The 14,718-nt window shown below is 61.6% G+C and carries 11 protein-coding genes and 2 pseudogenes; 9 read left to right on the top strand and 4 right to left on the bottom strand.

Features of this window, described 5'->3' with window-relative positions:
- On the top strand, window positions 1-317 hold a 317-nt coding region (locus CDV49_RS15860), incomplete at its 5' end, for a transketolase C-terminal domain-containing protein (RefSeq protein WP_306424953.1).
- Window positions 314-1,447 carry a glycerol dehydrogenase gene (locus CDV49_RS15865; RefSeq protein ID WP_218821992.1) on the top strand — a complete coding sequence of 378 codons (1,134 nt, stop codon included), beginning with the start codon at window positions 314-316 and terminating at the stop codon, window positions 1,445-1,447. The genes CDV49_RS15860 and CDV49_RS15865, both read left to right, overlap by 4 nt.
- Window positions 1,448-2,441: 994 nt before the next feature.
- On the opposite strand, the gene CDV49_RS15870 is transcribed toward CDV49_RS15865, so the two are convergent.
- The gene (locus tag CDV49_RS15870) at window positions 2,442-3,329 is read right to left on the bottom strand and encodes a LysR substrate-binding domain-containing protein (protein ID WP_088216390.1); all 888 of its coding nucleotides are present in this window, start codon (window positions 3,327-3,329) and stop codon (window positions 2,442-2,444) included.
- 169 nt (window positions 3,330-3,498) lie between these two features.
- Between CDV49_RS15870 and CDV49_RS15875 the strand changes: the two genes are divergently transcribed.
- From CDV49_RS15875 to CDV49_RS15900, 6 genes and pseudogenes are all read left to right on the top strand, one after another.
- Window positions 3,499-4,680: a 2-aminoethylphosphonate--pyruvate transaminase gene (locus tag CDV49_RS15875; RefSeq protein ID WP_088216391.1), complete on the top strand. Its 1,182-nt coding sequence runs from the start codon at window positions 3,499-3,501 to the stop codon at window positions 4,678-4,680.
- 16 nt (window positions 4,681-4,696) lie between these two features.
- Window positions 4,697-5,503, top strand: coding sequence for a phosphonoacetaldehyde hydrolase (gene phnX / locus CDV49_RS15880; RefSeq protein ID WP_088216392.1), 807 nt, complete (start codon window positions 4,697-4,699; stop codon window positions 5,501-5,503).
- A 352-nt stretch (window positions 5,504-5,855) separates the two neighbouring features.
- Window positions 5,856-6,869, top strand: coding sequence for a putative 2-aminoethylphosphonate ABC transporter substrate-binding protein (locus tag CDV49_RS15885; protein ID WP_088216393.1), 1,014 nt, complete (start codon window positions 5,856-5,858; stop codon window positions 6,867-6,869).
- A gap of 44 nt (window positions 6,870-6,913) precedes the next feature.
- The gene (locus tag CDV49_RS15890; protein WP_088216394.1) at window positions 6,914-8,035 is read left to right on the top strand and encodes a putative 2-aminoethylphosphonate ABC transporter ATP-binding protein; all 1,122 of its coding nucleotides are present in this window, start codon (window positions 6,914-6,916) and stop codon (window positions 8,033-8,035) included.
- A gap of 3 nt (window positions 8,036-8,038) precedes the next feature.
- Window positions 8,039-10,033, top strand: a complete 1,995-nt coding sequence (locus CDV49_RS15895) for a putative 2-aminoethylphosphonate ABC transporter permease subunit (RefSeq protein ID WP_256947375.1) — start codon at window positions 8,039-8,041, stop codon at window positions 10,031-10,033.
- A 3-nt stretch (window positions 10,034-10,036) separates the two neighbouring features.
- Window positions 10,037-10,423: pseudogene (locus CDV49_RS15900) on the top strand (DUF2493 domain-containing protein); the annotation flags it as partial.
- A gap of 128 nt (window positions 10,424-10,551) precedes the next feature.
- On the opposite strand, the gene CDV49_RS15905 reads toward CDV49_RS15900, so the two are convergent.
- Entirely contained in the window at window positions 10,552-10,869 is a 318-nt protein-coding gene (locus CDV49_RS15905) for a hypothetical protein (protein WP_143413187.1), read from the bottom strand.
- 61 nt (window positions 10,870-10,930) lie between these two features.
- Window positions 10,931-12,127: a succinylglutamate desuccinylase/aspartoacylase family protein gene (locus CDV49_RS15910; protein WP_088216396.1), complete on the bottom strand. Its 1,197-nt coding sequence runs from the start codon at window positions 12,125-12,127 to the stop codon at window positions 10,931-10,933.
- A 399-nt stretch (window positions 12,128-12,526) separates the two neighbouring features.
- Between CDV49_RS15910 and blaOXA the strand changes: the two genes are divergently transcribed.
- Window positions 12,527-13,330: a class D beta-lactamase gene (gene blaOXA, locus CDV49_RS15915; RefSeq protein WP_218821993.1), complete on the top strand. Its 804-nt coding sequence runs from the start codon at window positions 12,527-12,529 to the stop codon at window positions 13,328-13,330.
- Between the two features lie 145 nt (window positions 13,331-13,475).
- Here blaOXA and CDV49_RS15920 read toward each other — a convergent pair.
- A pseudogene (locus CDV49_RS15920) lies at window positions 13,476-13,961 on the bottom strand (IS5 family transposase); the annotation flags it as partial.
- Window positions 13,962-14,718 lie beyond the last annotated feature (757 nt).

Below are 14,718 nucleotides of genomic sequence, written 5' to 3' on the forward strand. Positions count from 1 at the left end.
CAGCAAACCCGGGGCGGTTCAATGCATCGGTGCTGCATGTGCCAACCATCAAGCCCTTTGATACCGAAGGCGTGGCGGAGTTCGCGGCGGGAGTCGATCGCCTCGTCACCGCGCAAAACCATGTGCTGCACGGCGGGTTGACCACACTGGTGACGGACACGCTATACCGGGCCAGCGTGGTCAGACCCCTGCGATCCGTGGGTATTCCGGACCGTTTCATCGAATGTGGATCTCTGCCCTACCTTCAGACCCGTTACGGCCTGACTGCCGAAAGCGTGGCGGAGACGACGCGGCACTGGCTGGGGGACGCCGCATGAGCCTGCAGGAAATCATCCAGCCCGCTGCCCGGCTGCAGGCGCGTACCGATCCGATGAAGATCTTTTCCTCACCTGCGCTCTACATCCAGGGGCCCGGTGCCCTGGAGAGGGCAGGAGCGGTGGCGGCGGCATCGGGTCGGCGAGCACTAATGGTGTCCGATACCATCGTACTCGAATTGATCGGTGAACGCATGCGTCGATCGGTAGAAGCGGCCGGACTTGCGTTCCATAGCGTGTCTTTCGCGGACGATGTGACCCACGCAAATGTGGATCGCATGGTCGCACAGGCGCGCGAGTTCGCTCCGGATGTCGTCTTTGCCTGTGGTGGTGGCAAGGGGATCGATGCGGGCAAGGCCGTTGGCGATATACTTGGCGCTCGGATGATTTCCGTTCCGACCGCGGCATCGAGCGACGCACCCACCAGCCGCAACTATGTCTTCTATTCCGATACCCACGCTTTGCTGTCGGTGGAGAAACTGGTGCGTAACCCTGATGCGGTGCTGGTGGATACGGCAGTAATAGCTCAGGCACCGCCCCGGCTTCTGTCCTCGGGCATCGGCGATGCGTTGGTCAAGCGGTGGGAGGCTGAGCAATGCATCGCCTCGGGTGGGCCGAACATGCATGGTGCGTCCGCTACCATCGCTTCATCTCTGCTCGCCCGCCTTTGTGCCGACGTGCTCCTCGCGGATGGTCCAGCCGCGCTGCGTGTTGCGGGTAGTGGGGCGCCGGACTCTGCATTCGAACGTGTGATCGAAGCCTGTCTACTGCTGGCGGGTCTCGGGTTTGAAGGCTCCGGCCTGTCGATCCCGCATGCGATGACCAGGGGCCTGTCGGCCATTCCCGAAGCCGCAGCACAGTTGCATGGCCTTCAAGTTGCCTATGCGCTGATGGTGCATTTCAGGCTGGAGAACCGGCCGGAGGGATTTGTTGCCGAGATGCGGGATTTCTACCGCGCCGCCGGTCTGCCGGCGACGCTCGCTGAGCTTGGAGTGACTACCGTCGATGAATCCGTGATCGGAATCATCGCGGATTTGACCTTGAAGGCCCCTCACACCCTCAATTTCGAAAGGAGCCTCTCTGCCGCGGATATTGCTGAGGCGATCCGTTCCGTGGAGGCAAGCCCACCGTAACTCACCCGCTTCTACCGTTTAGCCGCATAAACCATGAGTCCGATAGCCTCTTGGCCAGCCGTGGGCAGGTAGATCGGATCGCGTCATTGCCGTCATTCTGGCTGTTGCTGGAGAACCCGGCGTCCCGCACTTGGGGCAACCGTCAGGTCAATGACAAATACTGGCGGGGCAACTGCAGGGCCGTCTGGTGGAAGGGGTAAATGAAAAGAGCTCGGCGGTACCCCGTAGATTTGGCTGCTGGACCGCCAGCTTGCCAATGACCTTGTTGCTGCAGTCGCCACGCCGAAGAAGAAGCTGGATATCGAATTCCAGGATGTTTCGGCACATGGGGATCCAGGGGTCCAGTGATCGCGGTCAGGCATTCTCTTATGAGGTCTGCCCCATATTCAGCATCCGGTACCGCCTCCTGTAGGCAAAATTGGTCTTGCACGAAGACGAGTGAACAGAGCGCGTGGAGAAAGTATGTAGACACATGTTAGCGACAGCGAACTCATGGAAATGCTGAAACCTCGCCTGTCCACCGCGTATTCTGCAGGTAAAATATTGATATCATATAGATACACCTGCCGCGACGCCTCCGCGACAGAGAAGTTGGGGGGAAACTGGCGGACATTTGGCCTGTCGCGGCTCCCACGGTCCATATTGCCCGGATTATCCTAAGCGGTATGGTCTGACGGCACAGGCCGAAACGCTGTTGAAGCAGGAACGCTTCGGCGGCTTCCTCGATCCCGACCAGCTTCTCGGGCGTTCCGTGTTCATCTTGGTCATCGGGGTTTCCCTATGGCTTGGTGTTGAAGCGTCGGAACGTCACCACAATCCTACACCTCGATGGCAACCCCGGATCAGACCGTAAGCCGCGTCAAAATTACACCGGGATCCTGGGACACCAACCAGATTTTCGTGCAGGTTGGCGGCGCGTCAAGTTCCACATAGTGGCAGGGTCTACGGATCGCCATGGGCATTACTGCGTCCTGAGGGCTCACGACCGCCGCTTTCATTGCTGAACGTAACTGCGCACAGCAGTCTTTGCCGCGAGATCGAAGAATGCGGCCACGAGCTTTCCGCCCCTTCGTTCCCGGAGACAGATCAGGGCTTCATCCATCATCATCGGTGTTCGGCTGTTTATCGGCAGCAGCACGAGCCTTTCATCGCGCCCGAATTCGGCCGCCGATACGAAACCCACCCCGGCCCCGGAGGCGACGATCTCGCGCACTGCCTCCCTCCCTTCGGCCTCTATGGCGGGGATGACGCTGTGTCCCTCCGCGGCCGCGGCTTCCTCCAGCTTCCGCCGGGTCTTGGAGCCACGCTCCCGAAGGACCAGTGGTTCGGAGAGGAGGTCGGCGAACGTTACCCGCTCCAGCGTGGCCAAACGATGTCCGCGCGGCACGAAGGCGCAGATCGGCGTGGCGTTGAGCGGCATCACATCGAAATCCCGGCTGTTCGGAAGCTCACCGAGCACACCCAGATCCGCATCATAGCTGTGAAGCCGCTCTGTCACCGTCTCCGTGTTGCCTGCGTCCACTGTCACCTGCACGCCCGGATACTTCTCACGAAAGAGGGCAAGGGTATGGAGAAGGTGATGCGCGCTATCCGCCACGATACGAAGGCGACCGGCGCGAAGGGCGCGGCTTTCCGACAACAGCTCGAACGCCTGTTGTTCGCAGTCGAACATCCGGCGTGTGATCTCCAGCAGCCGCTCGCCCGCAGCGGTGACCGTGACCTGCTTCTTGTGACGGTTGAACAGCAGGATGTCGTATTCCTCCTCCAGCTTGCGCACCTGATCCGAGATGGCGGGCTGCGTGAGAAACAGCTGCTCTGCCGCGCGGGAGAAGCCGCCGCAGATGGCGACATGATGAAACGCCCGCAGTTGCACGTAACGCATGTGAATGCTCCTTCCGATACTCCGAGCGATGGTAGGGGGCCGATGTCGGAGGGGCTGCCGCTTTCAGTTTTCAACAGTGTAATTTATCATTCGATCTAAACTAACGATTTTTCAAATGATGGGAAAGCGGCGATGCTTCGGGAACCAAATTCCGCCGTTTGAGGATGCCATGTCTCATCAGACCCCCGCTCCCTTTCCCGTGCCCGCCCAGGGTGAGCCTTACTTGCTGACGCCCGGGCCCCTCACCACTGCGCTTTCTGTCAAGGAGGCGATGCTGCGTGACTGGGGCTCCTGGGATATAGAGTTCCGCGACATGACCGCCCGTCTCAACACGCAGCTTCTGGCGATTGCCGGGGCGGATGCGGAGGACTATTCCTGCGTGCCGGTTCAGGGGTCGGGCAGCTTCGCGGTGGAGGCGATGCTGGGCACCTTCGTGCCGCGCGATGGCAAGGTGCTGGTTCTGGCGAACGGTGCCTATGGGCTGCGGGCGGCAGAGACGCTGCGCTATCTGGACCGGGCTTGCACGCTGATCGACAAGGGCGACTACATGCCGCCGAGGGGGGAGGAAGTCGCGGCGGCGCTGGCCGCCGATCCGGCCATCACCCATGTTGTTGCCATCCATTGCGAAACTTCCTCCGGGATCCTGAACCCGCTGCCGGAAATTGCCGATGCGGTGCAGGCGGCCGGGCGCAAACTTCTCATCGACTCCATGAGCGCCTTTGGCGCGGTCCCGGTGCCGCTGACCTTCGAGGCAATGGTCTCCTCCGCGAACAAGTGCATCGAGGGCGTGCCGGGCTTCGGCTTCGTCATTGCGCGGAAGCAGGCACTGGAGGCTGCCAAAGGCAACAGCCATTCCCTTGCTCTCGATCTTCATGCCCAGTGGGCCTACATGCAGAAGACCGGTCAGTGGCGCTTTACCCCGCCCACGCATGTCGTTGCAGCCTTTCTGGAAGCGCTGCGCCTTCATGCGGAGGAGGGCGGTGTAGCGGCCCGGGGAGCGCGCTATGCGGGCAACCGTGATGTGATGGTCGCAGGGATGCGCGCGCTCGGCTTTGAAACGTTGCTGGATGACAGGTGGCTCTCGCCGATCATCGTGACCTTCTTCTGCCCCGCGGATCCCAACTTCGCCTTCGCCCGGTTCTATGAGCTGATGAAGGCGAAGGGCTTCATAATCTATCCCGGCAAGCTGACCGTGGTGGATTCCTTCCGCGTGGGCTGTATCGGCCGCATGGACACCCATGTGATGCGCCGCGTGGTCGCTGCCGCTGCGGAGGCGCTGGCGGAGATGGGGGTGGTCTCTGCCGCTCCGCCGTCAGCCGCGCTGGACGAGCGCGCCAAACTTGCCGCCTGAGCACCGAGGGATCAACATGAGCCAGACCGTTACCACCGCCATTTTCGACTGGGCAGGCACGATGCTCGACTTCGGGTGCATAGCGCCGGTTGAGGCCTTTCGCGAAGCCTTTGCCGAAGCCGGAGTGGAGATCACCGAGGCAGAAGCGCGCGCGCCGATGGGCGCTGCCAAACGGGTCCATATCGAGATGATCCTCGATCAGCCCGGGGTTCAGGCCCGCTGGCAGGCCTATTACCGCAAGCCCTCAGATCAGGCGGATGTGGACCGGCTCTACGCCGCCTTTCTGCGCATCGACGAGGTGAACTGTGCCAAATACAGCGGGATGATCCCCGGCGCGCTCGAAGCTGTCGCAGCACTGCGGGGGCAGGGGATCCGCATCGGCTCCACCACCGGCTATCCGCGCAGCGTGATGGAGGGGCTGATGCCGCTTGCCGCCGCACAAGGGTATGTGCCCGATCACTGCACAACCGTGTCCGAGGTCCGGCGGGGGCGGCCCTACCCGGACATGGTTCTGGACAACGCCCTCGCGCTTGGCGCCCCCACGATGCAAGGCTGCGTGGTTGTGGACGACAGCCCGACGGGGTTGACCTCCGGTCGTGCGGCCGGGGCATGGGCTGTGGGCATCGTGGACAGCGGCAATGAGGTTGGCCTGTCGCTCGCCGCCTGGCAGGGTCTGGAGGAGCAGAACCGACAAGACCGCCGGGCGGAAGCCATCGCGAAGCTCGATGCCGCAGGAGCACATTATACGATCGGGACAGTCGCCGAATTGCCCGCGGTCATTGCCCATATCAATGCGCGCCTTGCCGCCGGGGAGAGGCCCTGAGGCGAATCTCGAATCACCTTGCGAGTCACTTCCAAAGCGGGGCCATCGGCCCCGTTTTTTTCATTTCGATGGAATTTTCCCCCGCCGCACATCATCAAGGCAACAATTGGAGTGGAATTGCCGTTCTTGGGCAGGATGTAAAATCACTGTTACAGAAGACCTCTAATATGCTCTCCCCCAAACGGGATTTAAGCTCTTTTTCATCGAAACAATCGATGCAAGCATAAGTATTATACATTTTACTTATCGTATTACGGTCCGCATTTTCGACGGCAACGGATGCTGCGCTGCGGAAAATCGTAGTCGCAAGCTCCCTCATCCGCCTCCCACTTCCTGACCGGAGAAACCGATCATGACCAAGATGCTTGCCCTCGCCCTTGCCACCTCCGCCCTCTGCGCCTTTGGTGCGAAAGCGGAGGAGCTTACGGTCTATACTGCGCTGGAAGCCGAGTTCCTTGAGCGTTACGCCGCGGCCTTCAACGCGGATCATCCCGAGATCAGGATAAACTGGGTGCGGGACTCCACAGGGGTCATCACCGCCAAGTTGCTGGCGGAGAAGAACAACCCTCAGGCGGATGTCGTCTGGGGATTGGCGGCCACCTCGCTTCTGGTGCTGAAAGCGGAAGGCATGCTTGAACCCTATGCCGCAAAGGGGCTCCAGACGGTCGATGCACGCTATCGGGACGCAGACAATCCACCTTCCTGGGTGGGCATGGACGCGTGGGCCGCGACCATCTGCTTCAATACGGTCGAAGGTGCCAAGCTCGGATTGACGGCGCCGACAAGCTGGGCCGATCTGACCAGACCGGAATATACCGGTCATATCGTGATGCCGAACCCCGCTTCCTCCGGCACGGGTTTTCTCGATGTGTCGAGCTGGCTTCAGATGATGGGGAATGACGCCGGCTGGGCGTACATGGACGCGCTTCACAACAATATCGCCGCCTATACCCATTCCGGCTCCAAGCCCTGCAAAATGGCGGCCGCGGGAGAAGTTCCGATCGGAATTTCCTTTGAATTCCGCGCGGCCAAGTCAAAGGCCGACGGTGCCCCAATCGATATCATCATTCCGACCGAAGGGATCGGCTGGGATCTGGAGGCGAGTGCCATCGTCGCGGGAACCGATGCGCCGGAAGCGGCTCAGACGTTGATCGACTGGTCCATTACCCCTGCAGCAATGGCGCAATACAACGAAGGTTATGCCGTGCTGGCCGTTCCAGGTCTGGCCAAGCCGGTGAAGTATCTGCCCGATACGCTGGAAGCCTCGCTCATCAAGAACGACTTCGAGTGGGCCGCGAACAATCGCGAAGCCATTCTGAAGGAGTGGTCCACCCGTTACGACGGCAAATCGGAAGCGCGGAACTGATCGCTATCCAGCGGCCCAGCCTGCACATGACCGGAGGATCCTCCATGACCCATGCCGCTCCTCACGCCTTCCAACGCGAGGCAACGCCCGCGACCCTGCTCCCCTATCTGGAGATCACGCATCTGTCGAAGGTGTTCGGTGACTTCACGGCTCTGGACGACGTCAGCCTGTCGGTGGGCAAGGGGGAGTTCATCTGCTTCCTGGGCCCGTCCGGCTGCGGCAAGACAACCCTGCTCCGCGCGGTCGCCGGTCTGGATCTCCAGACCCGCGGCGCCATCATGCAGGATGGCCGGGACATCTCGGTGCTTCCCGCCTCCAAGCGGGATTACGGCATCGTCTTTCAGTCCTACGCGCTGTTTCCCAACCTGACGGTGAGCCAGAATATCGCCTTCGGGCTGAAAAACACCGGACGGAAAAGGACGGAGATCGCACTGAGGGTCGCAGAGCTGCTGGCTCTGGTTGGATTGCCAGACAAGGCGCGCCATTACCCGGCGCAGCTGTCAGGCGGACAGCAGCAGCGTATCGCCCTTGCCCGCGCCATTGCGATCGATCCGGGGCTGCTGCTGCTGGATGAGCCGCTTTCCGCGCTGGATGCCAAGGTCAGGATACATCTGCGCCATGAGATCAAGGAATTGCAGCGACGGCTCGGGGTGACGACGATCATGGTCACTCACGATCAGGAGGAAGCGCTGGCCATGGCCGATCGGATCGTGGTGATGAACCAGGGCGTGATCGAGCAGGTGGGCACACCGACCGAGATCTACCGGAATCCAAAGTCACTTTTCGTGGCCGAATTCATCGGAGAGACGAACCGTCTGAACGCCCGCTGGCAGGGCGGTCAGGCGGCGGTGGCCGACGCAAGGCTTACCTGCCGCGGTGCGCGCTTCCGGGAGGATGCGCCGATCACCCTTTCCATCCGGCCAGAGGATATCGTGCCGCACGCCGATCCGTCGCCTGTCATACCGATCGAAAATGGTCTGGAGGCGACGGTCACGGACCTGGAGTTCCTGGGCGCGCATTGGCGGGTGCATCTGCTGACCGTCGCAGGCCCGTTGGTTGCCAGCCTGTCCGCACATGCCATGCGGCGCCTGTCTCCCCACCCCGGGCTGCGGTTGATGATCGAACTGCCCGCCGACCGTTTGCTGACCTTTCCGGCGGAGGGCTGATACGTGATCTATACGTGGACCGCTCCCAAACTCCGCCAGCAGGTCGATGCGGATGCGTGGCTTCGACGGGCCTTCATGGCCATTCTCGCGCTTTATCTCATAGTATGCCTTGCGCTGCCGCTTGCGCTGATGCTCTCCAAATCCTTTACGACGTGGAAGTTCGACCTGACCCGCTACGAGTTTCAGGTGAGCGATGGGCAGGGCAACTGGGGGCCCATTGAAACGGCGGACGCCATAAATGCGCGCGTCGGCGCGTTCGATCCGTCCAACCTGCGCGCGGGAACCGATTCCCGCCTCGATGCGACAAAGCTGTTTCCAGAGTTCAGCTTCCGCAGTCCGGTGGAATACCGGCTCCGCAGTACAGACGGTGCGCCGTGGCTGGTCGGCCTTGATCTGCAACGGACGAGCGAGTGGCAGACCTACGACAGCAATACGTTCCGTCGGATCAATCTGCGCCCCGTCGCCGATACGGGCCTGGACAATTACCGCGCCTATTTCGCCAATCCGGCGCTGGTGTCCTCCATTGTGAACTCCGTCATGATCGCGCTTGCTGCCACAATGGTGACGGTGGCGCTCGCCTTCGGCTTTGCCTATGGGCTGACGCGGAGCTGCATGCGCGGGAAGGCGATGTTCAAGGTGATCGCCATAGCGCCGCTCCTGATCCCGTCGCTGCTTCCGGGCATCGCGCTGATCTACCTCTTCGGCAACCAGGGGATGCTGAAGGTGTTGATGATGGGCAATTCCATTTATGGTCCCATCGGTATTCTCATCGGGTCGGTGTTCTTTGCATTTCCACATGCGATGATCATCCTCACCACCGCGCTCGCGATTGCAGACCAACGCCATTACGAGGCGGCGGAGGCATTGCGGGCCTCCCCCTTCCGCACGTTCATGACTGTCACGCTGCCAGGGGCCCGTTATGGTCTGATCTCTGCGGCCTTCGTGACCTTCACCCTTGTGATCACGGATTTCGGGTTGCCGAAGGTCATTGGCGGACAGTTCAACGTCCTCGCCGTTGATATCTACAAGCAGGTCATCGGGCAGCAGAACTTCGAGATGGGAGCAGTGGTGTCGGTCGTCCTGCTCCTTCCCGCGGCGCTGGCCTTTGGCGTTGACCGTATCGTGCAGCGACGCCAGGTTGCCCTGCTGTCTTCCCGCTCAGTCGCCTATTGCCCACGTCCGCAGAGAGGGCGGGACAGCGCCTGCCTTCTGTTCTGCCTGATCGTGACGGGGTTCATTCTGGCGATCGTGCTGACCTGTCAGCTTGCTGCGATTACCTCCTTCTGGCCCTATGACCTCACCCCGAGCCTCAAGAACTATGATTTCAGCAAGATGGACGGTGGCGGCTGGAGCGCCTACGCAAATTCCATCCAGCTGGCTCTGCTGACCGCCGGGATCGGCACCGCCGTGATCTTCACCGGGGCCTACATGTCGGACAGGATGGAGGGCTTTGCACTGGGAAGAGGGCTATTTCAGTTTCTCGCGATGCTGCCCATGGCAGTGCCGGGGATGGTACTGGGGCTGGCCTATATCTTCTTCTTCAACAACCCGGCAAACCCGCTGGCGGGTCTCTACGGCACGATGGCCATTCTTGTGATCTCCACCATCACTCACTTCTACACGGTAGGTCATCTGACGGCCATGACGGCGCTGAAACAGATCGATCGGGAGTTTGAGCCCGTCGCAGCCTCTCTCCGTCAACCCTCGCTTCGAGTTTTTGGCCGTGTCACCGTGCCGATCTGCATGCCCGCGATCATGGACATTTTCATCTATCTCTTCGTCAATGCGATGACGACGGTTTCGGCGGTGGTCTTCCTTTACTCCACCCATACGGCGCTGGCCTCCGTCGCGGTGTTGAACATGGACGATGCGGGAGATATCGCGGCAGCCGCAGCGATGGGGATGATGATACTCTACACGAATGCCGCGGCGCGGCTGCTGCACGGGTTCGTGGCCCGACGAATGCTCCGCCGCACGCAGGCGTGGCGCAACGCATAGTCGAGGGTAGCCTTCTCCGGCGGCGACACCACCGATCACCTCATGATCTGGGGCCGTCTCGATCACATCCTCGCCAAACATCCGGACATGGCGCTGATGCATGGTGGCAGCCCGAAGGGCGCCGAGCGCATCGCCGCCACTTGGGCCAGCAACCGCAAGGTGCCGCAGGTCGCCTTCAAGCCCGACTGGACGCGACACGCCAAGGCCGCGCCCTTCAAGCGCAACGACCAGATGCTCGACTGCCTGCCGATCAGCGTCATCATCTTCCCCGGCACCGGCACCGGCACCGGCACCGGCACCGGCACCGGCACCGGCATCCAGGAGAGCCTCGCCGACAAGGCCCGCAAGATGGGTATCCCCGTCTATCGCATGCAGAAGGGTGGCGCATAGCACCACTCAGTCTTGCTCCTTCGGGGTCCCATTGCGGAAAGTCAGCCGGATGCCGGCCAAGCAGGGTGGGCCCGCAGTTTCGGAGTGTCCCTCTTTTTTCGGCAGAGCGTTTTCTTTCGGCGAGACGCCTACCCGCCCGGGCATTGGGAGGGTGTCGCCCGGCCGACCGCCCAGGAGAGGCGTCCTTCCCGGATGGACAGGGTCCACTGGCCGTTGGAATAGGTCGTGCCGTCCGTGCCCATCGCAGGCAGGTCAACTTCCTCCCCTCCATCGACGGAGACCGAGGCGCTCTCTCCTAGCAGGCGCACCGCCAGATGCGTGCCATCCGCACAGCTGTATTCACTGACAGGGAAGGGGTTCTCGGCTCCGATCGCGGCGGCGGGCTCGTCAGCCTGCACGGCGCCGGCAAGCAGCAGGGCGCTGATGATCGACATTTTCCTCAACATCACAGCCCTCCGGATTGGGGGTAAAAGCGGCCGGCCGAGAAATCGCGCCGGTCTGGGGCGCCTATTCCTGATAGGCTCCGTCGCTGGCCACGCCCGGCGTGTCGAACATGATGAACGCCAGATTGTCACCGGGCTCAGCCATCACATCAGTGCGCAGGCCGGCCACAACGCCGGTCACGCCGCTTTCATATTCCGCAATCACCTCGCCGAAGCTGTTGCGCTGGAGGGCAATCTTCTGGCCGGCTTCGACCCGGCCATCCAGCCTCACCAGATGCTCCACGAACCCGCCCCGGCTAGCCACCACCTGCACCGCGCCGCGGGTGACGAAGACCGGTATGTCCTTGCCGGTGCGCCCCATTGGCCCGGCGACGATACGGTGGTGTTTCAGCACATTCATCGTGCCTTCGACGAAGAGCGCGATCATCGGCATATCCAGCACGCGCGCGGCGCCGATCTCGGGGCAGATCGCGGGGATGCCCGCAATCAGAAGCGCGTTGTGCAGGGTGGTGGGATAGGCCTCCTTCGGCATGTCCATGATCTTTCCGACCGGATAGAGATCGGCCATGGCCCTGACCTCCGGCACGTCCATGCTGGCAATGTTGAAGGCGCTGACTTCGAAACCGGTCGTGCCGGTGTGGAAGTCGATCGCGGCATCGGCATTCGGCATCAGCAGGTGGTGGAAGATCAGCGCGGCGTGCCGGCTGGGGGCACTGCCGTTCTCATTCCCCGGCCAGACCCGGTTCATGTCGACCAGATCGATGCTGCGGCTGGTATTGGGCCATTTGCGCTGCATGGCCAGCAGGGCCGGGGGCGAGATATCGGTCACCGCCATCACCGTGCCGGTCATCTCGGCCGGATCGAGCTGGTTCATCACCGACATGACCGTATGCACGGAACTCATCTCGTCGCCATGCACACCGCTGGTCAGGACGACGCGCTTGCCCGGCTTCGCGCCCTTGGCGACGATCACCGAGGCATGCCAGTACTGCCCGGTGCGCATCTCGGCGCCCTGGAAATACAGCCTGTGCGTCTGGCCGGGTTCCAGATCCTCGACATCGAGCGCGCTGACGACCTTCTTTCCCTGCAGCACTCCTCCGGTATAGACGGTTCCCGCTGTCGGCGCGGCAGTGCCGGGGGCCACGCCTTGTGCGGCGGCCGGTCCGGCATGAGCCAGCAGCACCGCCGCCGATCCAACCGAAGCGATGGATGCCTTGAGCAGGTCGCGGCGCTTGAGGCCGTCTTGAGGAGTGTCCATCATGCCCGGAGCCTTTCCTTGCCTGCCGGGAGCCTGCGCGCCGACGCCGAGCGCCGCTGCATGCCCCTGTTCCACGTCAAAACTACGGAGCTGCGGCCGAACTGGCAAGCGCCCAGCCATCTGTCCACCGCCGAGGGCGCATTGGTTTGTATCTCGGATGCGATGCGTTCAACCGTAATGGAGAAAATATGCCGGCAAGGAGAACCATGTGACACCTCCGTGTTGACGATGAGGTCTATGAGCAAGCCGCCGCGCCTTGCCGGTGTCGTTGTTCGCCCTGTCCAAGGCCGTGCGGCTCCCCGTTGATCCGCGCCGCCCGGGAAGGCGGTTCGCCGGCCGCTCGCTGGTTTGTGCTGCGTTTTGATGTGGGCTAATAACGAGCCAGAACTCGGGAGGTCTGCTTTGCGCATCTGGATCGCTGTCGTGGCCATGGCACTTTCGGCGACTGCGGCATCTCCCGCATCGTCGGAGACGGTTTGCACGCTTTTGCTGAACGCGCGGTCGGCGGAGATCCTGGTTGAGAACGGAGATTGCACATCTCGCGTCACGCCCGCGTCAACCTTCAAGATTGCCCTGGCGGTAATGGGATATGATGCCGGAATCCTGCGCGATGCGCATGATCCGGTCATGGCATTCCGCTCCGGCGATCCCGATTGGGGCGGTGCAAACTGGAAGCGTGACACCGACCCGGCCGACTGGATGCGCTATTCGGTGCTCTGGTATTCACAGCGTATCACCGCAGCCATGGGAAGCGCGACCCTGACGCGCTATGCGCAGGAATTCGACTATGGAAATGCCGATTTCTCGGGCGATCCGGGGTTGGAAAACGGTCTGGAACGCGCATGGGTGTCCTCGTCCCTGCAAATATCTCCGCGTGAGCAGGCAGCATTCCTGCGGGCGCTGGTGCTGGATGCGTTGCCGGTTGATCGGCAAGCGATGGCCCGTGCCCGATCTATCGTGGAGGTGAAGAGATCGGCCGGCTGGATGCTTCATGGCAAGACTGGCGCCGCCTATCCCAGACGAGCGGACAGGAGTTTCGACTATGCGAATGGCTGGGGCTGGTATGTGGGCTGGGCGGAGCGCGAGGGTGATGTGCTAATCTTTGCAAGGCTGACGCAGGCAAATCAGCGCAGCTCCGCGTCACCGGGCCTGCTTGCCCGCGATGCCTTTCTGCAGGAGTGGCCTGAACTTGTCGGACTTCACTGACCGCTTCAGTCCCGTGCCGCCGCCGATGAGGGCAGGGCGCCGGCAAGCCCTTGTCGGGACGCGGATCATGCGCCTTGGGACTTGCGTAAGGGGAAATCGGGCTGCTAGACTCAGGGAATGGTTTAGGCTGCAGACTCATTAACCGTCAAAGCCAGAACAGAAGGTTGCGGCGAGAGCGATGGCCGAGAGAAGAGGATCGGGCACCTGTCGTATCTGGTCGCAACCCGCCGCCAATCTTTGAGCCTGCCGAACATGATCTCGATGCGGTTGCGGCGTTTGTAGCGCCGCTTGTTGTGCTTGATGGCTTTCTTTCCGCCCTTCCGGCCGGGAATGCATGCATCTCTGAACCAGTCGGCATCGTAGCCCCGATCGACCAGCATCCACTCTGCCTGCGGCAAACTGCTCAGCATGGCAGTGGCTCTACTATAATCGCTGACGGGGCCAGCGGTGACAAACATGCGGATCGGACGTCCCTGAGCATCGGCTACGGCATGAAGTTTTGTATTCATGCCGCCCTTCGTGCGTCCGATCTGGCGCCCGCGCCCCCTTTTCTCACCCGCAGGCTGGAGGCCGTGCAATGGGCTTTCAGGTAGGTTGCGTCGATCATGATTGTCTTCTCGGCTCCGCCCCCGACAAGAGCCCGTCGATGAAGGCACCCGCAGATGATCGCTGCTCCGACCGCCGGAACACTGGCGCGATCAGCCCCTTCATATCCTCAAGCGCATCACGCCAATCAGATACCGCACCGCCCAATCTGAAACAGACATGAAATTCCGCCATACAATGCAGAAAGTGAATCAAAAATCCAAATAAAACGCAACTGTAGTACTAGGCTCCAGAGCTATTGATATCGCTAAATGCTGGAGAGATACGCCACGGCTCCGCCGACGAACGCTGGCTCCGGAGCATTAACGACACGAGCAAGGGTGCGAAGCGCGCCAATATCTTGCGCCACGGCCGCACCGCCGAGTAACGCTCGCACCCGACAAGATCCAGACCTTGTCCCCCGCGTGCCGCTCGGGGCTGTGTTGGCAAGAAATCCAATTTAGGATAGAAGGGAAGTCCTGCTGGGCGTCGGCCCAAAGTCCGGCCATGATGCTTTCGGTCTCCACCTTGATGCTATCGCAGTTAGGAATGTGACCTCGCCGTCGGGAGAGCCAGATCAGGGCATCCGCAGAGTTCAGGCGATAAGGCAGAGCCGTCTTGGTCCGCGCCTTCGGGCTTCTCAAGCTTAAAGCCCTCTTATGCTGATCGAACTACTAGCGGCCGGTTCGGTCACGGCTGCAAGGAGCGCCAGCTGCCGCATGCTGAGGCTCCGGCCTTTCGTGTTCATCAGCCACCTAGCATGATAGGTTTCCAAAACCCGTTGAACCGCGCCGGGTTTTCCT

It is taken from the genome of Haematobacter genomosp. 1, from assembly GCF_002196855.1.
Lineage (GTDB): Bacteria > Pseudomonadota > Alphaproteobacteria > Rhodobacterales > Rhodobacteraceae > Haematobacter.

What these genes read in the sequence shown, in the direction of transcription:
- CDV49_RS15905 (WP_143413187.1), bottom strand. Translation starts at nt 10,869, where the DNA reads ATGTTGAGGAAAATGTCGATCATCAGCGCCCTGCTGCTTGCCGGCGCC.
- CDV49_RS15885 (WP_088216393.1), top strand. Translation starts at nt 5,856, where the DNA reads ATGACCAAGATGCTTGCCCTCGCCCTTGCCACCTCCGCCCTCTGCGCC.
- CDV49_RS15865 (WP_218821992.1), top strand. Translation starts at nt 314, where the DNA reads ATGAGCCTGCAGGAAATCATCCAGCCCGCTGCCCGGCTGCAGGCGCGT.
- phnX (WP_088216392.1), top strand. Translation starts at nt 4,697, where the DNA reads ATGAGCCAGACCGTTACCACCGCCATTTTCGACTGGGCAGGCACGATG.
- CDV49_RS15910 (WP_088216396.1), bottom strand. Translation starts at nt 12,127, where the DNA reads ATGATGGACACTCCTCAAGACGGCCTCAAGCGCCGCGACCTGCTCAAG.
- CDV49_RS15890 (WP_088216394.1), top strand. Translation starts at nt 6,914, where the DNA reads ATGACCCATGCCGCTCCTCACGCCTTCCAACGCGAGGCAACGCCCGCG.
- CDV49_RS15875 (WP_088216391.1), top strand. Translation starts at nt 3,499, where the DNA reads ATGTCTCATCAGACCCCCGCTCCCTTTCCCGTGCCCGCCCAGGGTGAG.
- CDV49_RS15870 (WP_088216390.1), bottom strand. Translation starts at nt 3,329, where the DNA reads ATGCGTTACGTGCAACTGCGGGCGTTTCATCATGTCGCCATCTGCGGC.